General features: G+C 43.7%; 18 protein-coding genes. 8 read left to right on the top strand and 10 right to left on the bottom strand.

What is annotated here, in order from left to right:
* Nucleotides 1-37: 37 nt before the first annotated feature.
* Together G5B30_RS09895 and G5B30_RS09890 are read right to left on the bottom strand one after the other, a co-directional pair.
* Nucleotides 38-784, bottom strand: a complete 747-nt coding sequence (locus tag G5B30_RS09895) for an HmuY family protein (RefSeq protein WP_165319815.1) — start codon at nucleotides 782-784, stop codon at nucleotides 38-40.
* A gap of 3 nt (nucleotides 785-787) precedes the next feature.
* Nucleotides 788-3,073: a TonB-dependent receptor gene (locus G5B30_RS09890; RefSeq protein WP_317164336.1), complete on the bottom strand. Its 2,286-nt coding sequence runs from the start codon at nucleotides 3,071-3,073 to the stop codon at nucleotides 788-790.
* A 350-nt stretch (nucleotides 3,074-3,423) separates the two neighbouring features.
* Here G5B30_RS09890 and G5B30_RS09885 point away from each other — a divergent pair, with 350 nt between their 5' ends.
* From G5B30_RS09885 to G5B30_RS09870, 4 genes are all read left to right on the top strand, one after another.
* Nucleotides 3,424-4,272: a hemin ABC transporter substrate-binding protein gene (locus tag G5B30_RS09885; protein WP_165319814.1), complete on the top strand. Its 849-nt coding sequence runs from the start codon at nucleotides 3,424-3,426 to the stop codon at nucleotides 4,270-4,272.
* Nucleotides 4,273-4,274: 2 nt separating this feature from the next.
* Nucleotides 4,275-5,306: a FecCD family ABC transporter permease gene (locus tag G5B30_RS09880; protein ID WP_165319813.1), complete on the top strand. Its 1,032-nt coding sequence runs from the start codon at nucleotides 4,275-4,277 to the stop codon at nucleotides 5,304-5,306.
* Nucleotides 5,307-5,447: 141 nt separating this feature from the next.
* Nucleotides 5,448-7,160: a heme ABC transporter ATP-binding protein gene (locus tag G5B30_RS09875; RefSeq protein WP_165319812.1), complete on the top strand. Its 1,713-nt coding sequence runs from the start codon at nucleotides 5,448-5,450 to the stop codon at nucleotides 7,158-7,160.
* An 81-nt stretch (nucleotides 7,161-7,241) separates the two neighbouring features.
* Complete coding sequence (locus tag G5B30_RS09870; protein WP_165319811.1) at nucleotides 7,242-8,204, top strand: helix-turn-helix transcriptional regulator; 963 nt, start codon at nucleotides 7,242-7,244, stop codon at nucleotides 8,202-8,204.
* Here the strand turns inward: G5B30_RS09870 and rnhA are convergent.
* Nucleotides 8,193-8,699 (bottom strand): ribonuclease HI, encoded by a 507-nt coding sequence (rnhA, locus tag G5B30_RS09865; protein ID WP_165319810.1) that lies wholly within the window; start codon nucleotides 8,697-8,699, stop codon nucleotides 8,193-8,195. The two genes, G5B30_RS09870 and rnhA, sit on opposite strands and share 12 nt — an antisense overlap.
* Before the next feature lie 117 nt (nucleotides 8,700-8,816).
* Here rnhA and G5B30_RS09860 point away from each other — a divergent pair, with 117 nt between their 5' ends.
* Both G5B30_RS09860 and G5B30_RS09855 read left to right on the top strand, forming a co-directional pair.
* Nucleotides 8,817-10,382 carry a hypothetical protein gene (locus G5B30_RS09860; protein WP_165319809.1) on the top strand — a complete coding sequence of 522 codons (1,566 nt, stop codon included), beginning with the start codon at nucleotides 8,817-8,819 and terminating at the stop codon, nucleotides 10,380-10,382.
* Between the two features lie 94 nt (nucleotides 10,383-10,476).
* The gene (locus G5B30_RS09855) at nucleotides 10,477-11,289 is read left to right on the top strand and encodes a helix-turn-helix domain-containing protein (RefSeq protein ID WP_165319808.1); all 813 of its coding nucleotides are present in this window, start codon (nucleotides 10,477-10,479) and stop codon (nucleotides 11,287-11,289) included.
* On the opposite strand, the gene lon is transcribed toward G5B30_RS09855, so the two are convergent.
* Entirely contained in the window at nucleotides 11,278-13,746 is a 2,469-nt protein-coding gene (gene lon / locus G5B30_RS09850) for an endopeptidase La (RefSeq protein ID WP_165319807.1), read from the bottom strand. The two genes, G5B30_RS09855 and lon, sit on opposite strands and share 12 nt — an antisense overlap.
* Nucleotides 13,747-14,045: 299 nt before the next feature.
* Between lon and G5B30_RS09845 the strand changes: the two genes are divergently transcribed.
* Complete coding sequence (locus G5B30_RS09845) at nucleotides 14,046-14,714, top strand: tetratricopeptide repeat protein (RefSeq protein ID WP_165319806.1); 669 nt, start codon at nucleotides 14,046-14,048, stop codon at nucleotides 14,712-14,714.
* 41 nt (nucleotides 14,715-14,755) lie between these two features.
* Nucleotides 14,756-14,899 (top strand): hypothetical protein, encoded by a 144-nt coding sequence (locus G5B30_RS09840; protein ID WP_165319805.1) that lies wholly within the window; start codon nucleotides 14,756-14,758, stop codon nucleotides 14,897-14,899.
* Between the two features lie 36 nt (nucleotides 14,900-14,935).
* Here G5B30_RS09840 and G5B30_RS09835 read toward each other — a convergent pair whose 3' ends face one another.
* The 6 genes from G5B30_RS09835 to G5B30_RS09810 all read right to left on the bottom strand — a co-directional run bounded on the left by G5B30_RS09835 (nucleotide 14,936) and on the right by G5B30_RS09810 (nucleotide 23,138).
* A complete protein-coding gene (locus G5B30_RS09835) occupies nucleotides 14,936-15,373 on the bottom strand; it encodes a hypothetical protein (RefSeq protein WP_165319804.1) in 438 nt (145 codons plus the stop codon).
* A complete protein-coding gene (locus G5B30_RS09830; RefSeq protein WP_165319803.1) occupies nucleotides 15,363-17,543 on the bottom strand; it encodes a DUF4954 family protein in 2,181 nt (726 codons plus the stop codon). The genes G5B30_RS09835 and G5B30_RS09830 overlap by 11 nt, the downstream gene beginning before the upstream one ends.
* Before the next feature lies 1 nt (nucleotide 17,544).
* The gene (glmS, locus tag G5B30_RS09825; protein ID WP_165319802.1) at nucleotides 17,545-19,386 is read right to left on the bottom strand and encodes a glutamine--fructose-6-phosphate transaminase (isomerizing); all 1,842 of its coding nucleotides are present in this window, start codon (nucleotides 19,384-19,386) and stop codon (nucleotides 17,545-17,547) included.
* A 129-nt stretch (nucleotides 19,387-19,515) separates the two neighbouring features.
* Nucleotides 19,516-20,502, bottom strand: coding sequence for a glutathione synthase (locus G5B30_RS09820; protein ID WP_165319801.1), 987 nt, complete (start codon nucleotides 20,500-20,502; stop codon nucleotides 19,516-19,518).
* A 19-nt stretch (nucleotides 20,503-20,521) separates the two neighbouring features.
* Nucleotides 20,522-22,354 carry a flavohemoglobin expression-modulating QEGLA motif protein gene (locus G5B30_RS09815; RefSeq protein ID WP_206367072.1) on the bottom strand — a complete coding sequence of 611 codons (1,833 nt, stop codon included), beginning with the start codon at nucleotides 22,352-22,354 and terminating at the stop codon, nucleotides 20,522-20,524.
* The gene (locus G5B30_RS09810) at nucleotides 22,344-23,138 is read right to left on the bottom strand and encodes an N-formylglutamate amidohydrolase (protein WP_165319800.1); all 795 of its coding nucleotides are present in this window, start codon (nucleotides 23,136-23,138) and stop codon (nucleotides 22,344-22,346) included. Before G5B30_RS09810 ends, G5B30_RS09815 begins: the two co-directional genes overlap by 11 nt.
* Nucleotides 23,139-23,184: the final 46 nt, after the last annotated feature.

Below are 23,184 nucleotides of genomic sequence, written 5' to 3'. Positions count from 1 at the left end.
ATAAAAATTAAATTTAAAAAGTTGGATTATGTTGTTTCTATTTTGTGTTTAAGTCTTTACTGCCATCTTGCTGTACATAATAACGAAAAGTGTAATACGGTGCAGGCCAGTTCATATTCGTTACTGCCGTTGGATTACCTTTATAAGCGTTGATAAGCTGCAATTTGGCGTATTTGCCATCGGGCAGGCGGATAACATATGTCCGGTTAGGGATAGCTAACATAATATGTGTCTCCAAGCTATATTGAAACCAACCGTTGGAAGAAGTCGAGGGCGCCCAACCGATTTTAGTAACTGTACTCTGATCAAATGCATTGTCATCCGGTGCTATAGCCACCGCTTCATAAGATTGATCGACTTTGATAACCGCTGTGTTTGCAGCTTCCCCCTCATAACCGGGATTTGCCGGATAATTTGCGTTATTGATATAGATCTCCGAATTATAAGGCCCTGTAAAAGCAATATCCCACTCGTTGGTTTTTAGCCACTGCAACGAATCTTGCTTGGTTTTGATCCAGATCTGGCGTTTGTCCCGAAAGCGGAAAAGAAAAGTATAAAAATCTCGATCTTCCTTGCCGTCCACACCTTCACCCATGGCTGCCTCAATATCTCCGGCAAGATCGTGGACGACCGTACTCTTTCCATCCTCCAGCTGTGGACGTGGATCTTCGTCTTTACCGCAGGAGCTCAAAGTCAATAACAGGCAGCTGATGCATAAGTAGCTTGTTCTGCCACATACCAGCCAAGCTCCCAATTCGTTGATGATAAGTTTTATTGTTTTCATATTCTATTCTTTAAACCACCGATAACTTAACCCACCGAGAATAATCCTTCCCGGCTGCCCCGGCATATACTCATGTGTAAAATCCAATATATTGTCAGCTATGAGCCGTAATATCAATTTGTTCTTCCATAATCTTTTCTCTACGGTCAAATTTAACAAGGTATGATCCGGAACAAAAGCATCGTACTTGTCGATAAACTGATTTGTCGTCGTTTCCTGAAAAGGATATCTGCCCCGGATATTTGCTCGTACGTTGAATGTCATATTCCACGGTTTGTACTCATAGAGGGCCTTGAGATTGACCATGTGTCGTGACCGGTCTTCAATACCCCAATAGTCGTTTACCGTAGGAGACCACGAATCACCCGTTGTCGGATTAATAATCAACTTATTATAAGGATAGTTTCCTGCCCGGATACTGTCCAGTACACTCAGGTCCTTTGCGATAAGAAATTGGTAACCCATCGTAAGCTCCAGGTTCTTCGTGAGTTGATAAGAAGTAGAGAGTTCAAATCCTTTATTCACAGCTTTCGGTAGATTTCGATACGTATAAATTTGTCCGATCTGTGTGCCCTGACCTACACCGATTGAATGTATCTGATCGCTGATGCGATGATAAAATATGGAAAATTCACTTCTTATTTTTGGCGTTGGGATCCAGTCCAGCCCCAGGTTATTCGACCAGCTTGACTCCGCTTTAAGATTGCCTGCTGCTAAATTCAGCATATAGGCATTTCTACTGCTTAGCTCTCCTGTATTTTCCATGGCTTCGATGACGTCACGTACACGGTCTGTTCCTACAACCATGTAATTGGCTGCAGGATTATAAAATACCTGATAGCGCATTTTATAATCCGGCGCTTTAAAACCCATACCACTTCCGGCTTTCAGTGTTAATGTGGGTGAGGCAAAATACTGCACGCCTAAACTTGGACTAAACTGTCCATGATAGACATTGGTATAATCGTAGCGCAGCCCAATCGTGGTGCGTATAGGATCTATCGGTTTCCACTCCTTCTGTACATAAGCGAATGCTGTCTGAAGGCCATGTTTACTATCCAAATTCGTGTCGTCCATCGTCTCTATACTTCCACCCACTCCACCTGTCAATTTGAGGTTTTCTTTCGGACTATAGGCAAACTGCTGTTCCAGACGGTGAACTTGCTGCCCGAACTTCTCCACACCGATCAATGCGTTTTGATGTATCCACTCGGCGGTGATGTGAGTTTGATATCGGGTATAATAATAGCGGCTCATGCTACGCAGGCCCGAATGAAACCGATGATCGTAGCTTGCTGATAGGTTAAAATCCTGATCCTGCTGCCGGTCCTCATTGACTATATTGTTCGACCAATCGTTGACCATCGTCGATTGACGTGCAGCATAACGTGCTGTTATACCAATAGTGCCTTCTTTGCTTGTACGGTATCGTGATCGGCCCTGTACACTGTAATTGCTATAAGGAGGGACGGTGGTCCCATCACTCATATATTTACTATTGGTATTAAAGCCATCCGTACGGTAATAATTTCCAGACACGACAACCGATCCTCTCTGGTTAGCAAAAGGCGTCTCCCCTTCTAGGGTAGCATCAACAATATGTAGACTTCCATAGAGGAGGGAAGCATGCAGCTGAGGAGCTATAGCACCGTGTTTGGTGATGATATTGATTGCTCCGCCAAGCGCGTCAGAACCATACAGGCATGACGTCGCCCCTTTAATGATTTCGATACGTTCGATATTCGTCACCGATATACGTGACAGGTCGAAGTTGCCGCTATTACGCCCCAACATGGGCTGTCCGTCTACAAGTACCATCACATAAGCACTGCTAAAACCTTGTATCTGTACGCCCACCGCTCTGGAGCCAGCGGCTATATCATTGACAACGGCAACACCAGTCTGCTCTTTTAGCACTTCATCTAGCCGCCGACTGCCCATGAGCTCAATATCCCGCTGCGTAATGACTTTAACCGGCATCGCTGCATTCTCAGCTTTAATAAGATTGTCTACCGCACCCCCCTGACCATAAACCTCTACAGCTTCAATTTGCTGTTCCTCATGTCGCACGATCAGATTCAAATTTCTCGTTGTGCTTTCAAGATCAACTGTCCAAGTGCTATCTTGGTAACCAAGAGCGCGTGTCATTATATGATATGTGCCCGCATACAGTTTGTCGAATAGGAAGTGTCCCTGTCTATCCGTATGGTATACCCGATTGTCGGGAGATAATATCACGGAAGCTTGTACAACCGGTTGCTGGAGACTGTCCAACACAAAACCACTTATTTGTAAACTATCTTGTCCCTTACTTAAATGACAAAAAAGTAAAGCAACGGAAAGAACAGGATATATTTTACAATAAAGAATACGGTCAAGCACTATTTTTATTTTTAATCATTCTAAATAATTGAACAAAAAACGGGAATACAAACGACAAATACTATATGAAAATTGGCAAATATTCTATTCAATTCGGTTTCACATTCTATGTGAGTCTATTTGTTAGTGTTCTAATGGTTTGTTTATTAATCTGTTATGCTTCGTGTCTCCCAATCCGAACTGTTTGTTGTTTTTTTGAAATTATTTGTATTTAGATTGATTATTGATTTGCTTTGTAGCAGAAAAGAAGATTAATTATGAGAAAATGGGTGTATACTGTGTTGTTACTGATGTGGAATGCTGGGGTTTTTGCAGGTGAGCAACGCATCATTACTTTGCATAGTGCTATTACCGAAACGGTGTATGGATTAGGTTTGGGTTCTGCTGTGGTGGCGACTGATGTGACGAGTATCTCGCCGAAGGCGGCAGCGGCACTATCACGCGTAAGCAAGAATAGATCTGTATCCGCTGAAGGGTTAATTGCCTTTAAACCTACTATAGTATTAGCCATCGCAGGAGATGTACCTGCGGCAGTTATTCAGCAGCTGACAGAATCGGGTATTCGCTTTGTAGCGATCAGACAGGATTTCTCTAGTAAAGGTGCATTGAAATTTATTCAAGATGTTGCCGACGGATTGGACATTTCTGCCGTTGGCAAAACCGTTGTCGAACGTACGAGAGTAAGCTTAGAACGTATTACACAAACGGTCAAAGAAGAGGCAAAAGGCAAGCCTGTACCCCGTGTCCTGTTTATCTATGCGCGAGGCACGGGTACGATGAGCGTCGCGGGCAAAGGAAGTAGCCTAGATGCCATCATCAGCTTAGCTGGCGGCAAAAATGCCGTACAGGAATTCTCCGACTTCAAACCTTATACGACGGAAGCATTGGTACAAGCCAATCCAGATATCATCTTACTATTTGACTTTGGAGCAAGTAGTTTGGGCGGGAAAGAGGGGATACTGAAACTTCCAGGTGTTCGCATCACGGAGGCGGGTAAACAGGAAAGGATAGTGACCATGAATCCATCATTATTAGTCAATTTCGCTACTCGCCTTCCCGAGGCTATTATGGAGTTACATAAGGCCTTTGTAGCAGCCATGGATTAAGTATGCAATCGAAACAGCGTGTTATTTTACTTATTCTAATTGTTCTGGCCGTACTTGGTGGGTTGGTTGCTTTGGGCTTGGGAGCCTATTCCATTTCCTTGCCGGATGTCTGTCGACTGTTGCTCCGAAAGCTCGGGCTCTATACGAATGTCGCTGTAGATCCCGTGCAAAGTGATGTATTGTTTGTCATCCGCTTACCTCGTGTGCTACTTGGGCTGCTGGTGGGGGCGGCTTTGGGAATTTCCGGCGCAGCCGTACAAGGTATCTTTCGAAATCCGTTGGCTGAGCCCGGTCTTCTCGGGATATCTTCCGGAGCGTCCTTATTTGCGGTAGTGGTCATTGCTTTTGAAAGTTTGCTGTTCACTGGGCTCGCCGCGTGGATCGGGTACTATCTGCTTGCTTTTGCTGCTTTTTGCGGTGCAGGCTTTACAGCTTTCGTTGTCTATGGCATATCGATCAAAGATGGCCGCCCGAGTGTCACCACCATGCTTTTAGCGGGTATCGCGATCAACGCCTTCGCGGGTGCATTGACTGGGTTAATGACATACATGGCTACTGAACAACAGTTGCGGACCATTACCTTCTGGATGTTAGGGAGCCTCGGCGGCGCAACCTGGGAAAATGTGACAGCAATAGCGCCTTTTATCTTTCTGCCGTTAGTTACATTGCCTTTTTTTGCCAAGTCACTCAATGCATTCGCATTAGGAGAAGCACAGGCCGATATGTTGGGCATGCGTACGGATTATATCAAACGGTGGGTTATTGTATTATCTACTTTAGCGGTGGGTGCTTCTGTAGCTGTTTCAGGAATTATTGGTTTTGTTGGTTTGTTGGTACCGCATACGGTGCGGTTGATGGGGGGCGTGGATCATAAATATGTATTGCCTGCTTCTATGATTTTAGGAGCGACGGTACTTACATTAGCGGATGTATTGTCGCGTGTGCTGGTCGCACCTATCGAACTGCCGATAGGAGTTATCACGGCATTACTGGGCACACCGGTGTTTCTATACATATTGATTAAGGAGAAATAGAGACGTATTGCGATGTGCGTATTGAGATATGAGATGATAAAGGATTACCTACGGTGAGTTCATCATGCTTGGTTAAGGAACAAAGAATAAGGATCATGGAGTTCTCAATACGCAATACGCATTACAAAATACTATAAAACGATGTTACGTGTAGAAAAGCTGACCTATGAGGTCAAAGGCAGAAAGTTGTTGAAAGACGTTTCGTTTCAACTGCGAAAAGGAGAAGTGGTGGCCTTATTAGGTGCCAATGGTGCCGGGAAGTCGACACTGATGAAGCTCTTGAGCGGTGAGCAAAAGGCGCAATCAGGGACAGTAACCTTATATGGTAAACCCCTGAGCGGCTATGATGCAAGGGAATTATCTAAATGCAGAGCAATGCTGACGCAACAGCAGCATATATCCCTCGCGTTTACCGTCCGTGAAATCGTCATGATGGGACGTTATCCTCATTTTCGGACAACGCCCACAATATGCGATAAGGAAGTTGTCGAGGAAGTTATGAAGCTTTGTGGTGTCAGCGATTTTACAGATCGTATCTTTTTGAGCCTTTCGGGGGGTGAACAACAACGTGTACAATTGGCTAGGATATTGGCACAAATTTGGGATAACCCTGACAGTCTGCTCCTGCTCGACGAACCCATTTCGGCATTGGATTTACATTATCAGCAAAAAGTATTGGCGATTGCAAAGGCGCTATCCCGCAGAGGAATGATGGTTGTACTGGTGGTGCATGATGTCAATTTTGCAGCGATGTATGCCGATCGTATCCTTATGCTTAAGCATGGCCGAAAGCTTTTTGACGGGAGTCCGGTAGAAGTGTTGAATACCAAAGATATTTATACGATATTTTCGGTAGAAGCTACGGTAGAACTCAATACAAAGACATTAAAGCCTCATGTGCATCTGGAAGAAATGGGTATGGATGCTGATATTTTTCCTGTACCATCGCTGCAACACGAGGGCTCGCTTACGCTCGAGCAAAGGAGAGCGCTGTTAATGCGCAAATGTCCTTATCTATCGGTTGAAGAACAGGCTGTACATTTGGGTATATCAGAAATTGAGGCACTCCTATTGACTACGGGACAAGCTCATTATCATATTCAGGAGAGTTTTCAGAATTTGCAGTCTCATCTTTTGATGCTTGGAAAAGTAAGGGTCTGTACAAAGAGTGGGGGGTGTAGACATACGAGAATAGCTACTTATACCGATATTGATCTGAAACTACTATGGAATACCTGGTATATCGGTGTCATGGTTGAGGAAGACAAGGAGAGGTCATTACATTTTTTTAATAAGAGCGGAAGGGAGATCCATGCCATATATCTGATCGACGGAGAAAGTCATATTGAAGCTTTTGAAACGATCAAACAAACCTTTGCAACAAGGCAACAATGTACACTTGCTATCGAGCCTCTACCCTTGGAGAACCCCATAGAGCAGTCGAACGGGATGCTCCTGGATAATTTTGCAGAACGCACGGGTGTCCAACGTATAAAGCGCATAGATGCGGCTTTTGTTCGTAAAGTGCTGCATACCAGTGCTGATAAGCAGCTTTCTATTCGGATCGTTGTCTCTAATTCCAGTGGTACTCAGGGATATACGGGATATATTACCAACCTAATTGATCAAGGTGATCGTTACTTCATAAAGGATACTTCTTTTGTGTTGGAAATAGAGTGGGCTCGGATCAGGGACATCTGGACAGTCCGCCAATATAGGGACGGTGGCGATATATATGGTGTGGAAGTGTATGATACAGAAGATAATCTGATATTGCAATTATACGGTCCTGGAAATACATTAGAACGGGACGTTTGGCGCGACCTCATAATGTCGAATAGTGTTACTATTTAGATAGATTTTAAATAAAGTTATTTTTCTCTTTGAAAAACAGTAACTTTAGCTATCAAGAAAGACAAAGGAGAACTGGATATTATGTTGATAAAAAGTAAAATAGTAGAGTTAGACGACTGGCTTTTTATTGAGCAGATACCGGATCATTATATGCCGGATAAACCATTGATTGAAAGTCGGATAGAAATCAATCGGGATCCCATCCAGATGTCTAATTTCCAGCTGTCGACAAGTGGTCTCTTTATCTTACATACGAAAATGTCTTTTGCTCATCCCGTACATATACATACAGAAGTTGAGGGGGAAGCTATTACCAGCCAATTTATTTTTTATAAAACGGCAGACAGTAAACTGCCTTACGGCATGAGCCGACATAATATTCGCTACATTCCTTCTGTCAAATCCATACATGAAGTCCAGGCAGGTATCGAATACAATTATTTTATAGCGGTTATTTCAAAAGATTATTATCTGAATCTTATTAAACGGGACTCATTGCTCCATAGACATTTTGTCGAAGAAATCGAGAAGGGCAAATATGTTTCTTTTTCTAAGGAAGATTTAATGGCTACCTATGAAATGCAGCATACAATTTCCGAACTGATACAATCCAAAAAGACAGGCGAATTTCGTCGCCTCCATACTGAATCCCGTATTGTGGAGTTGTTGATGTACCAGTTTGAACAGTATAACGAAAAACTCCAGAATACGACCTCGTCATTCAATGAGGATGATATTGAGCGCTTGGAACTGGCCCGGCAGATTTTGGAACAGCGTATCGCCAATCCGCCGACACAGCGGGAGCTGGCTACGGAAGTACTGATGAGCGAGAGTAAGCTTCGGAAGGATTTTAAAGAATATTTTTCAGTGACGATACATGATTACCTGACGCGGGTGCGGATGGAAAGAGCGCGAACCTATTTGTTGGAAGATAAACTTTCCGTATATGAAGTCGCATTATTGACAGGCTTTGGTCATCAAAATAATTTTAGCAGTGCCTTCAAAAAGTATTACGGTATATCGCCGGGAGAATTAAAGATGTAAGGGGGACTGTTCTTCTATTTCAAATACACTATCGATCCGCCATGACGCTTTATTCCTGGATGCAGCTACGGCCAACTGATCACATCTTTCATTCAAGGGATGTCCAGCATGCCCTTTCACCCAGACGAGCTTAATGTCGTGAAGTTTATAGGATTGCATAAGCCGCAGCCAGAGGTCTTTGTTCTTTTTTCCTTTAAATCCTTTCTGTATCCAACCATACACCCACCGTTTTTCGATCGCATCGATAACATACTTTGAATCGGAGTAAACCGTGACTTGCTGTTTGCTGTCTTTTAATGCTTCCAGGCCGACAATCACGGCCATGAGCTCCATACGGTTGTTGGTCGTTTTGCGGTACCCGCCAGAAAACTCTTTTTCAATCAGCTTGCCCTGAAACTCAGGGTTGTTACCGTGATATATCGTTCGAAGGATGGTGCCGTACCCTCCCGGTCCGGGATTGCCACTGGACGCACCGTCTGTATAAAGCTCTATCATTTGCGTAAAAATACACTTAAATGTCGTTTTTTTCCTATAAAGGGGCGAAAACCCTCCTTACTTTTGGAAAAGAAAAGACTAAGTAACAAAAAAACAAACCATTAAATATAAAGAGCGATGAAAAAATTTACTTTACTGTTTTTTGCCTGTATGATGGCTTTCGTATCCTGTAAGGACGAAAATGGAGGTCCGGACGCTACCGGACCGGATATAGAACCACCACCTGCAGCAGAAGCAAATACGTTGCCTAGGCAGATTGTCCTGCGTAGTGGAGGAGAGGTAGAGCGTTACACGATTGCATATAAATCGGGAAGCAAAAAGATAGACAAAATCACAAAATTGAACGGAGCGATAGAGACGTATCATTATAATGGCCAAGATTTGATTGAGCGTATCGATTATGGTAATGGTGGTAGTGATGGTAACAGAGCATTCTTTTATAACAATGGCGTGTTAATTCGTGTCGAATCTACGCGCGCAGGTCAGATTATCGAGAAGGTGGAGTACACCTATCCATCGGACAACAAGATAACGATTGCTAATTCACATAAAGAGGATGGTAACTGGGAAGTTGACGATCCAATAATACTTGAATTTGACAGCAAAGGGAATGTTATAAAAGGGATGCAAGATGCATTACAGGCAACAGTGTCTTACAACGATAAGAACAGTCCTTTTCTGAATGCAGAGGGATGGTCTAAAATCAATTTTACAGGGGGTATTCCTTTGGGTGACCATGTCGATATATCAGATATTGTAGGGCGGAGGAACAATCCGACACATACGAAAGTGACAGAGGAAGGAACATCTTTACTTGATTTGACATTTGGTTACGAATTTTCGGATATGGATAATGCAAAATTCCCAACGAAAATAACTGGAAAACAGGGTGGAGAGACTGTATTTACGGTGGAAATATGTTATAGTGGTAATTGCAATCTTTCTACTGATCCCGATAATCCTGACGAACCAAATTTAGAAACGGCGACTTTACCGGAGACAATTGTTATGACCTCAGGCGGAGATACCAAAACCTATACGATCGTCTATCAGGAAAATAGTAAAAAGATTGACAAAATAACCGAGACCGGCGGAGCATCCACAACATATATATATGATGGAGAACGTATTCAAAAGGTATCTTTGGGTTCGGCCAACAGTGAAGATTACAATTTGTATAGCTATGATGGGAGTGGAAGATTAACGAAAGATGAGAACTTTCGATCTAGTGGGGAAACCGGTACAACTACATTTTCTTATTCGGGAGGTAAGACCATTGTAACGGGGGATGGGGTAGGTGATCTGCAGGTTGAGCTTAGCTATGACGGTAACGAAAACCTGACAAATGCGGTGTTAAAGGATGGGACAATGAGCGTAGGAACGGTCTCAATTACCTACAATGATAAGAATGCGCCCTTCAAGAACGTCCCCGGTTGGAGAGATATCCGATATTTAATCGGGGCTCCATTAGGAGACAATATCGGTTTTGAAGATATACTGGGGTCGGGGAATAATCCTACCGGACTGACTGGAACTTTTGATGGGGATAACGTGAATGTTAGCTATGTATATGAATTTAATGATAGCAAAAATCCAAAATTCCCTACAAAAGTAACGGGAACGAAAAAAGTGGGAACAGAGCCGGCAGAGACATTTGTAGCAGAGATCACGTATAAGCCATAAATTTCATCAGATTGGGTTTTGGATTTTCTTAAAAAACCTGTTATCTTCGTAATAGCAGGTTTTTTATGTAATAGCCAATTATTTACCGAAGCTCATGACACTGGATTTTTTTAAATATGTTGAGGTTCCGCCTCACCCCAGTTTGCAGGATGTTGTTACACATTATCGAGTGACAGGTGCGAAACGTTTGACGCCTTTTATCTTTCCGGATTATTCACCTATATTCCAGGGGCTCATTTTCAATCTTTGCCCGCTCGATGATATCATTTTGCAAAAAAGAGAGCAAATGAGTTTGAAGTATAAGGTTTATTTTGTCGGACAGGCTATTTCGCCAAGCGTGTTGTTTAGCAGTTCCCTGCATCTGGATCTTATCGCGGTGAACTTTACGCCGATAGGCATCTTTCAACTTACAGGCATCGATCTGGATAGCTTTACGGATCAAATTATAGATGCAGAAGCTGTTTTCGGAAAAGATATCAACGAATTGTATGAAAAAATAATGACACTGAATGACAAGACACAGATCCTTGGCATGATAGATGAGTTCTTATGTATGAAAGCCAGAGAACGAAAAAAACACAATCGGCCCTGTATTTTGACTTCCTTATCGCTGTTGAACCAACATGCCGGTAATATCAGCGTCCGTATGTTGCAAAAAGCAACGAATACCAATCCGAGAACGCTGGAAAGGTCCTTTAGATCCGAAATCGGGATGAGTCCCAAAATGTATCAGCGTCTACTTCGTTTTAACCAGGCTAAACAATATATCGAAGAGAACCAGTACACCGCTTGGTGGGAGGTCGCTGTGCGATTTGGATTCTATGATCCGTCGCATTTCATCAGTGAATTCCAGACTTTTGCCGGGCAAACGCCCAAAGAATATATTAATCGTCTCCTATTGCTTTAGGGACGTTCGCGTCAGATTTTTTGCATTTTTCACCTTTGTTTCCAACAACGCTAAATGAACAACCTCCGACATTTCGGTCACGTAGTGGAACGTCATGTCTTTAATATAATCTTCTTTGATTTCCAGAATATCTTTCTGATTAGACTTACAAAGAATTATTTCCTGAATATTTGCACGTTTCGCCGCTAGTATTTTTTCTTTTATTCCGCCTACAGGCAATACCTTTCCGCGAAGGGTGATTTCACCCGTCATAGCGAGCTTTTCTTTTACCTTTCGTTGTGTAAATAAAGATGTCAGCGCTGTTAGCATGGTAATACCTGCCGAAGGGCCATCTTTTGGTGTCGCGCCGGCTGGTACGTGTACATTCACGTCCCATTCGTCAAAAATGCAGTAATCGATGCCGAAGTCTTCGGCATGAGAGCGAAGGTAAGCCATAGCGATAGCAGCAGATTCTTTCATCACGTCACCTAAATTACCGGTAAGGTTCAGCTTGCCCTTGCCGGGGCTCAGACTGGATTCGATAAATAGGATGTCACCGCCTACGGATGTCCATGCTAGACCTGTGACCACGCCCGCCACCTCATTGTTTTCGTATATGTCCTTATCGAAGATCGGCGCACCTAATATTTCTTCGAGTGCCTGCGTGGTCACCTTCGGCGAATGGGGTTTTTCCATGACAATCTTCGTCGCGATACCACGTATGACAGACCCGATTTTTTTCTCCAGCCCACGTACACCCGATTCGCGTGTATATTCGTCGATTATTTTTTCGATCACCTTGTTGTTGAGCACGACATCTTTATTTTTCAGTCCGTGCATCTCACGTTGTTTGGGTAGTAAATGTTTTTTTGCAATCTCTATTTTTTCCTCGATGGTGTAACCATTGACTTCGATGATTTCCATACGATCCAGCAATGCCGGTTGAATGGTGCTTAGCGAATTAGCTGTTGCGATAAACATGACTTTGGAAAGGTCATATTCCATTTCCACATAGTGGTCGTAGAAGTGGGTGTTTTGCTCGGGATCGAGTACCTCCAATAAAGCGGAAGATGGGTCACCCTTGAAATCAGCACCGATTTTGTCAATCTCGTCTAATACAAAAACTGGATTTGACGTGCCTGCTTTTTTCAACGACTGGATAATGCGGCCCGGCATTGCACCGATATATGTCTTACGGTGCCCACGGATTTCAGCTTCATCACGGATACCACCTAACGCCATCCGCGTATATTTACGTCCCAATGCTTTCGCGATAGACTTCCCTAGAGAGGTCTTACCCACTCCCGGAGGGCCTACCAGACATAGGATAGGCGCTTTCATGTCATTTTTCAGCTTCAATACAGCCAAATATTCAATGATACGCTGTTTGACTTTCTCCAAACCATAATGGTCCTTATCCAATACCCGCATTGCCCGGGCAAGATCAAAATTGTCTTTGGTGTGTTCCCCCCATGGCAGATCCAATAAAAGCTCAAGATAGTTTAGTTGGACGGAATAATCCGCTGCGGCAGGATTTATGCGTGCCAATTTTTCCAGTTCTTTATCGAAATGTGTCTTGACCTCTTTTACCCATTTTTTCGCTTTTGCCCGTTTTTTTAATTCCTCAAGCTCTAAGTCAGGCGTATTCCCTCCCAGCTCTTCCTGAATAGTCTTAAGCTGTTGGTTCAGAAAATAATCCCGTTGTTGTTTATCGAGATCTACCCGTACTTTATTCTGGATTTGGTTCTTCAATTCCAACATCTGAATTTCTGTAGTCAGGTGTTCCAATAAGAGCCGAGCTCGTTTCTCAAAGTCTTTCATCTCTAGGAGCATCTGTTTGGGTGTCAGATCCAAAGAGAGGTTGGACGATATAAAGTTGATCAGAAAAGTCGGACTCTCAATATTTTTTATGGCAATACCGGCTTCACTCGGCAGGTGCGGAGAAAGCTGGATGATCTGCAGAGCCATCTCTTTGATCGATGAGATCAACGCTTTAAATTCCCGGCTGCTCACTTTAGGTTTTGCCTCAGGAAGCCGTTCCACCTTAGCCTTGATATAAGGATCCGATTGCACCGGTTCGTTGAGTTTAAACCGTTGCTTACCCTGAATGATAACGGTCGTATTGCCATCCGGCATTTGCAAGATCTTGATGATATTTGCTACCGTGCCCACTTTATTAAGTTGTTCGAAGGTCGGATCCTCGACGTTCATATCTTTTTGGGCTACAACGCCAATTGTCCGATCGCCTTTATAAGCTTCTTTAATTAGTTTAATGGATTTATCCCTCCCTACCGTAATAGGTATCACAACCCCCGGGAAGAGTACCGTATTGCGTAAAGGTAGTATGGATAACACCTCAGGAATGTCCGCATTTCGCATTTCGTCTTCGTCTTGTTGACTCAATAAAGGGAAAAACTCTGTGTCTTCGTTAATTACCGGTATCATTTGACTAAAGTCAATCGGGTCGAAATTGTTCATATATAATATCGTTCTCTAATCCGACAAGATGTCAGATTTTCGTTTCTTATTCTATTCGTAAATTGTGGTAGGTACTATTGCAAGCAAAATGCCAAAACGCAAAATTGGTATTATTTATGCTATATCGATGTACGATCCTGCTAAATCGTCATGCGCAATACACTGATGTCAGGTGCGGTATGGAAAATAAATATAGGATTTGCGTCGTTATTGTGGAAATGTTTATAAGTATTTGTTGTCGACTTAAACTTAATGCGGCATATTTACTCTAATACAGAAGGAATAATTAAATAAATGATATGAATTTAAAATTTGTGTGTAATCTAGGAAAGGCCGTGAAGATTGGCATTGCTACGGCAGTTTTGGCTATAACAACATTAACTGTTCAGGCGCAACAACAAGAACATCGTAACCCGAATGTCCGGTTGGGCCAAAAGGCATTGTTGGCTGGTGATTTTAAGTCGGCGGTTGTGCATTTGGAAAAAGCATTACCAGCCGAATCAGGTGATGCAGATGTACTTTATCTATTGGGCTATTCGCAGTTCCAATCTGGCAATTTCCAGGACGCTGCAAAATCGTTTGAAAAGGTTATCGCCTTAGATGCCAAGAATGCAAATGCATACTATTATAAAGCAAAGGCAAGTAATACGTTGGCGGTGTCGGGTGATACGAAGCTATCAGATGGACAGCGTGAGCAGCTTTTGCAATCATCAATAGCGGATTATACGAAAGCCATCCTTGTCAACGCAAATGATGCCAAACTCTATCAAAATAGAGCCGTAGCGTACCGTGACCTAGGTATTTTGAAAGGTACGAAAGGGAAAAGCAGTTATAACAAAACTGTTGCGGCCGATGCCTATAATAAAGCAATTATGGATTATGAAAAGGTCTTGACCTATGATGCTGCCCGTAAAGATATCCGTACTGAAATCAAAAAAGCAGGTGTGTATCGGGATAATCTGAAGTAAGTAAAGCAAACACTTGCGCACCGCACATAAACCTTTCAGCAATGGAAAGGATTGCTTGGATGATCGAAATGGTTGTTTCGATTGTTGAAGTGACCACTTGGAACGTTGAAAGGATTGCTTGGGTGATCGAAGTGGTTGTGTCACGTGTCGAAGTGTCGCTTGGAACGTTGAAAGGGTTGTGTTAGTGAACGAAGTGGTTGCGTTAGAAGGCCCAAATCCATTTATTTTTCAGTCGTTAGTAAAGGCGTAAACTCGAGTTTCTCATTATCATTCCAGGAATAAGAAAATATACTTTGTCCCATAACATGTCCATCCTCGTAATCGGCGATAACCCATTTGTCACCGAGTACCTGTATATTCTTAAAAGTCATCCGGCCGCCTAATACGGCCTCCGATGGGATGACTTCCGGTGTAGCGCGAAGAGAACTGTCAATGAACTGTTCTGGATCGGGAATAGGGTAGCGTAGTAGCTTTGGAGCCTGATTTTTATCAAACCAGGGATTATCTGTGACTGTTTTAGAAACAGCAAGTTCCTTCGTCAATGAATCGACTTGTTGCTCTAATAAATCGATCTTTTGCTGTAACAATAGTGTCTTGTCATCATTTGTACAGCCGATGACAATACCGAGAAGAAGGATTATGTAAACTTTATGAGCCATACACTAAGGTACGAACCTTTTTTGTATAGTGCTCCAATTCTTCTTTTTGGCTGGAAATAAATACATTGTCGTCCAGCTTTCCGACGACAGTCTCCATTTCCTCTTCGGAGTTATATAGCATCTGTTTAAATGGATTTTGATAGTCCTTGGCGCGGGAACGATATATTTCCTGATAGACCCAAGTCTTTGTTTCCACACTTTCTTGAAGGCAGGAAACAATAAAGTCACTATTCCATGTTTCTAAGGGTACCTGGGTTATTTCCTCCAAGGAAGCTACAGCGTGCCGTAGCTTCATAAGCGGATATTCCTGGCTCCAAGAGTGGTAATTCAGGTGTATTTCTTCCCACGATTTTATAGTCTGATTTTTGATCTGTGAAATTAAGGTAGCCACATTGTGTGAAGGCACCAACTGTCCCCCGATATTTTCAAAAGCTAGACGTTGGGTTTTCAATTTATCTTTATGCTGGAGGAAATGAGCGATAGTACCTTGTGCTGCGATGTGGTCTGCAAGCAAGGTCGACGCATAATATCGAATCATACGCTGAAAGACGATATAGCATTCGCGTACTTTGGCTAATACAACTTTCCGATTAGAATATTCGGTGTTGTGTAATATGATCTCCCGTTGGCTGATGTCCCTATCTTGGGAAAGAATATCCTGTCCTAAGGCGCGGTAGTCCTGATCGCCTTCCTCAGCAAAGGCTTTTCCGACAGCGTATTCGATCTCTTGTAGCGCTGTAAACATCTCATTGACCGTATCAGGTGCAAGGATGTCATATTCCAGGTATTGATTTTTGAATTGTCGTTTATCCCGCGCGATAAACTTCGATGTATTGCGCATCAAAGCATACATATTGTATAGAAACCAGTAGCCGGGGACAATGACCAGTTGGTTTTTATAGGCATCGTTGCTTACCAGTGAAAAGGGAATCCGTATATCCAGCTCATGCATGAAATCGCCTTTTACCAATAACACATAGGAAGCAAAGCGTGAGTTGTGTTTCAGGCTCACGCACAGGCCGGGCCAGAAACCCCGTCCGGCTACAACTTCACCATCAGCTGCCCGTGAATTGTGGTTGGACCCTATCGTTGCCCCTGCCGCCATATTACTCTGGCCTTTAAGGAGCGCCGCACATAGAAAAGAATTGTTGTGGTGCTGCTCATGAGCTGGAAAAATCAGGGAATTCAGGACTTCACAACAAGAAATCGTAGAGTTGTCGCCTAAAAAGGAGTTGATCAACCGGGCTCCGTATTTGAGCTGAGAGTGAGAGGAAAGGATAAAACGGACAGCTTTCACACCGTAGAAGACCCGACATCCATATCCAATAACACCATTCACAATTTCGCATCCTTCACCGATCTGTGTATAGGCCTCCCGGCTCGAATGGATGGTCACATTCTTCAGTTTATTTACTCCTTTAATATAGGCACAGGCACCGATCCGTACATCTTTTATAATGTTGGCATTTTTCAGGACAACTTGGTCATCTATCTCGCTGTAAAATCCGCGTTTGCGGGAAAAGCGACTTTCTGTGAGGTCCTGAAATCGTTTTTGTAAGATATCGTCTTGCCGATATCGGGTCCACAGATAGACGTCGGCTGCCTGCAGGCCATCGAACGGTAAAACGGATCGCCCGCCGTTTTCATTACAGAGTTCTAACCATATCCGACGCTCTTCGGGATCACCATCTTTGAGGATACCGTTGCCGAACTTGGCATTATTGCTGGTTTCCATCTCGTTGATGTTGGAGAGCATCACCTCATCGCCAATGATAAAATGTGACATATATCGCACATGGTGGATACATGCATTGTCACCGATATCGGAGCTAATGATTTGTGAGTTATAGATGCCACAGGACAGCCGTAAATCCCGGTATTCCAAGAATATCGGACTCATCATGCCTATGCGTACGAGCCCAAAGAATTTTGAGTTAAAAATCTGATCCGGGAAAAACGCGGAGCTGACCCATACTTGACTCCAATCGGGGCAGTAGTTGTTGTTGGCCTTTAGTGTACGGATTTCATCCGGGGTGAGGTTGCGGTACGATCTTTCTTTTTTTTGTTGCGTATTTCTTAAGTAGTATTCGTTCTTTCCATCGGGAAGATAAGCTGGAGGAATAAAATCGTACCCCAACTTTTGTAAATGTCCTTGTGAAATGGTTGACATATTATTCTACCGTTACTGATTTGGCAAGATTACGTGGTTTGTCTACATCCGATCCCCGTTCCACGCCGATATAATAAGAGAGAAGCTGTAGTGGGATGACGGATAATAGTGGAGCAACAATTTCATGGGCCTGAGGAATGAATATACAATCGTCGGACAGACTGCTTGCTGTTTGATCATCTTCGCTCACTACGGCAATCAATTTACCGCGACGGGATTTGATTTCCTGCATATTGCTGATGATTTTTTCATGGACACGATCTTTGGTGGCCACAAAGACGACCGGTAAGTGCTCGTCAACCAGTGCGATCGGACCATGTTTCATTTCAGCCGCCGGATATCCTTCCGCGTGGATATAGGATACCTCTTTGAGTTTTAAGGCGCCTTCCAGTGCAATGGGGAAATTGTATCCCCTCCCTAAGTACAGAAAGTCCCGGGCATCTTTATACGTTGACGCAATCTTTTTGATATTTTCGAGTTGCGTATCAAGGATATGCTGTACTTTTTCCGGTACTAATGCCAGTTCCTGCATTAATTCTTGTGCCACTGTCTTATCCAATGTGCCTTTCATTTGCGCAAGCTTAAGGGCAAACAGCTGCAATACGGTGAGTTGTGCAGTAAATGCCTTCGTGCTCGCCACGCCGATCTCTGGTCCGGCGTGTGTATAGGCTCCTGCGTCTGAAAGACGAGCAATGGAAGAACCGACGACATTCACAATACCGAAGATGGTTGCTCCTTGGGTTTTCGCATTTTCTAAAGCGACCAAGGTATCGGCCGTCTCACCGCTTTGCGACAGCGCGATAATGACATCATGCTCGTCAATAACCGGATTGCGATACCGGAACTCGGAAGCATATTCCACTTCGACATTGACCCGGCAAAGTTCCTCTATTAAATACTCCCCGAGGAGTCCCGCATGCCAGCTGGTGCCACAGGCAACAATAATAATGCGGCGGGCAGCCATGAGTTTATCTTTTATGCTATCTACACCGCTCAGCGTGATCTGTCCCTGCTGCGCATCCAACCGACCACGTAAGGAGTCGTAAATAGCTGCAGGCTGATCGTAGATCTCTTTCAACATAAAATGTTCGTAGCCGCCCTTCTCAATACTGGCTAACTCCATGTCCAGTTGTTGAACAAATGGTGTGAGACGTTCATTGCCGAGATTTTTGAGGATAAGTTCGTCCGGCTTAATAATAGCCAACTCATAGTCGTTGATGTAGACTACTTCTTTCGTATATCCAAGCATAGGGGAGGCATCAGACCCCAGAAAGTGTTCCCCTTGGCCAATACCGATCACCAAAGGACTGCCTTTACGTGCCGCAAAGATGGTCTGTGGATATTCTTCGGAAAGCAGGAGAATGACATAGGCTCCGCTCACACGTTTGAGTGCGATGCGGATGGCTTCTTCTAACGCACAATTATTATTCTGCTGTATATCTTCAATAAAGTTCAACAGCACTTCCGAATCGGTATCGCTATGGAAGGTATATCCTTTTTTTAAGAGCTCCTCTTTGAGTGCAGCATAATTCTCGATGATTCCATTATGGACCAGTACGAGTTTCCCCGATTGGGAAGTATGGGGGTGGGCATTATTATCCGAAGGGATACCGTGTGTCGCCCATCTGGTGTGTCCTATACCTATCGGTGAACCCTGCTCGATCACGGCTGTAAGCTCTTCAAGCGCAGCGACTTTTCCGGCTTTTTTCACCACTTTTAAAGCATTTCCAAAATGGAGGGCAATACCGGCACTATCGTATCCTCTATATTCCAGTTTTTTTAATCCTTCGATCAAATAAGGGTAGGCAGGTCGATGTCCAACGTATCCAACTATTCCACACATAGTTATCAGGTTTTTAGTTTGTCAAATCAGGGGACAAAACTAAAGAAAAAAAACTAAACAATCGATTGCGTAAGAGGTTTTCTCGGCATTTTATTGCAATAAAAAATGTGACTTCATAGCCGTGTACGTTCACAAGCTCTCCAAATCCCGTATAATAGCCCCCGAAAAATCTTCTTGATGCATCTGTTCCGCATGATGCAGAGCACCCGGGCTAAATACGTTGATTTCCATGATCTTATCGCCGACAATATCCAGACCGACCAAGTACATGCCGTCTTTGACCAATTGATGAGCTACTTTTTCGGCGGTGCGGAGTATATTGGCGTCAATCTGCGCTTCTTGCACTTTTGCACCCTGATGGAGGTTGCTGCGGATCTCGTTTCCTTGTTGCACGCGATGTACGGCGGCATATTTTCCGTTGACCTGTATGGGTTTTCCATTGAGCAGAAAAAACCGGATGTCACCGAGGGCTGCTTCGGGTAAGTATTCCTGTGCAATGACATAACCATCCCGGGCGATAGCCTCAACCGTCTGCTTGAGGTTCTGGGCATTGTCTTTGTTGATCAAAAACACATTTCTTCCGCCAGATCCCTTTAAAGGTTTCAGTATGATTTTTTCCTGCTGTTCCTGGAAAAACTGAAGGATATCCTGTGAATTGCGTGTGACGATGGTTTTAGGTTGTATCGTGTCATCAAAATTTTCCAGATAAAGCTTGTTGCTGGCTTTGGTCAATGCTTCGGGGTTGTTGAGTACCCTTATACCCTTCTTTTGTGCCAAGGTTGCAAATTGTAAGCCTGCAGCAGCAGCCCAAGGTCTATTGATCATATCCAATACGGGGTCAAAACGCAACCAAAGTACGTCAATGTCGGTAAGCGCATAAAGTTTCTTGGGCGTGGCTCGAAGCACCTGTATTAATGTAGCTGTGTCTGGAACAGCTTGTGACGGAAGAACATGGCGCGCATGTGCACCCAATAACGGATGAGCTCCATAGTAAAAATCGGCCAAACCGATGTAAAGAACCTCGTGGCCAAGCTGTAGTGCCTTCCAGGCTAAGAGCGTCGTTGTAAAATTGACATCCTCTTTGTGTGTCTGATTGATGACAAATGCGATTTTCATAGATGAATAAATAGATGAATTACTGTATCATTTGAAATATTCCTTTATTCTTCCGAAGTGTCTCTAACTTCGCCAAGTAAGGTGACGTGAGGTATCTCGGTGTCAGCGCTGGCGCCTTTAGCATGCCTTTCAACATGAGTTCTTGTATGACCGGTATATAGTCCTTTCGTATTTTACCCATGGTGAGCAGGTTGATGTCATTGCCTTCCTTGATATAGCTGACCAGCTCCGTAAGTCCTTGCAGGTATAAGGCGTCTTTGGTCAAACCTCCACTGCGATATACACGCATAGTCATTTGAAATGCCGTTTTTTTATCGAACAGATGCTGTTCGGCTAAAAGGGCAAAAGTATCGATAAAGGTATTTCCGGCGAGCATGTGATGTACAGCGATTACTCGACCGGCGAGTACCCGTAGCCTGTCGTTTGTCAATTCCCCAACCATATATTCCGAAAGGACGGCTAAACCTTCCTGTAATTTTTCGTAGCCGGGTACACCTAATCGAAAAACATTGAAAGGTTGTTGCTTTCCGTTAAAATAGGTCACGATGTGTGTACCAACTTCGTGTTGCAGAAGTGCATTTACACGTCTGCGGGGCAACATATATTGCTTACTGATATTGAGCACGCCCTGGTTAACCATCACGCCGTAGATATCGTCTCGTATCCTTACCGTAGTGTTAAACTGTGGGTCTTGGGCTTTTAAGTAACTGATTTCTTGTTGTGCGAGACGGGCGAATTCTTCGGCATAGACCATATCCTCGTCCCGCCCTCTAGCGAGTTTGTCGTCGGCGGTAATGGTCAAAATTGCTTTCGCTCTATCCAACAGTTTTTCACTGACGTTGCCAAACAATTGTAGGCTTCCGAGCATAAAGCCCTCCTTGCCCCGTTCGCTGAGCATGCTCATCATCCAATCCAGTTCTTTTCGCTTATCGCGGAAGAGATAGGCGATAGTGGGGTCGTAAAGTTCTTCAATGGGCAGATTGTACAGATTCCGTTTAATGATATCCGGGTCAATAGGCATGGGCCTATAGTGGAAGACAGGTGGTTTCCGATAATTGTCTTTTTTGAACTGTAGCCAGGCCTCATGCGTATTCGTAGGCGTGATGAGTAGTAAAAAATCAAAACGTAAGCTCTCCCGCGTCAACTTCTGGTCGATTTCCCAGACTAAAGGGATAAGTTCATTGGGGTGATTGATTTTAAAAGCCGTAGGTTTGGAGGTACTGTGGATACGGACGAATTCGAAAAATGTTTTCGACAGACTCCTTGACAAAGCTTCCCGAAACTGCCGCAATACAATAGGAAGAATCGTGTTTTTTTCCGTCAGCAGGTAATTTGGACGTATGCTTAAACCCAAATGTAAAATCTGATTATCTTTCTTGTCGTACAAACCGATGAACGGTGCCGCTTTGGTGGGAAAATTCTTTTTCGATCCGGTTATCAATTTTACAGCAGAGAGTACACCTTCGGCTTGCAGTTGTTTGTTGAGATATTGGCCTATTGCTAACGCGTTTTTTCGGGAGACATGGATGTGTACATCATCTTCCTGAGTATCGGAAGCTGTCCAGGCTTCGACAACAAGACATGAACCGAAGGCTTCCACGAGTTTCTCTAAGATTGGCGGTAGCCAAAAGGAAAAATCAAAATTTTTGTCCCGAATAAGAAAATAGGTGTATTCTGACTTGACCAACTCGGACAGCATCGGATCTTTTTTTTCATCCGCGTTGTAGAGGAATACATACGGTGCTATCTTGTTAAATACGAGTTTGTTCTTGACAGGTATCTGTACATGAAAAGGATCGCGTGTATTTATTTTTTGCAGAAGGTTATCTAAGGTCTTACGTTCATTTTTCATGGGAATGCGTCCTATAATTTTCTAAAGTTTCTACCGTATGTAACAAAAGCTGTTTATATTCCTGTAGCTTTTCGGGATATAACTGCCCCGTCCATTCGTCCATAAAATCTTTCCGAAATTCGATCGAGAAGACACATCCTTTATTGCCATAGCGCGTGTTGATATACTGGGATAGATAGCCGCCTTTGAAGTTGATGTTTTCCCGTACATCAAAAGTTGCTACGCCCGCCTGTTTTCGTTCTAAAGCTTCGATAAAAAGCGATGTCAAGATGGACCACTTGGGGTGATTATGAACCGTTCCTATGTTAATCTGGGGATTGTGCAGGTGATCTATCGGCGCCTGTGCTCCGCCTCGCTTAGCATTATAGCTGTGGATATCATAAACAACAAAATAGCCGTATTTGTCGATGGTTTCTTGTATGGCCGTGTCGATACTTCGGAAAATATCGTCGTAAGAAGTGTATAGTCTATCTACCCATTTTTGGGGAAGACCGTTCTCCCAGACCTTCAGCCCCCAGGCTTGCTCCGGCTGAAGGTAGATGGCATCTTGTTTACTGCGATTGATGTCCAGTTGAAATCGGGAGGTTGCTGAAACAAATCGATTGAAGGGGAGTTCAGCTAAAATAGCCGTATAGGGATCCTCCTCCCGTAAGCGTGTTTCTTCGTCTATCGCCAAGTAGGGTTCGATTTCGGGATGTATATGGTGGCCATCGTGAATAGCAAAAGCCCAAAAAGGGCTGTCGGTCTGCTCCAGATGGTAGCGGTATGTTAAAGGTTGATCCATGCTGTCTGCTTTATACTTTATAAAACCGTTGAAGGGGAAAAAGGTT

The organism is Sphingobacterium sp. SGG-5 (genome assembly GCF_011043525.1).
Taxonomy (GTDB): domain Bacteria; phylum Bacteroidota; class Bacteroidia; order Sphingobacteriales; family Sphingobacteriaceae; genus Sphingobacterium.
This window is presented reverse-complemented; position numbering and strand designations above follow the sequence as displayed.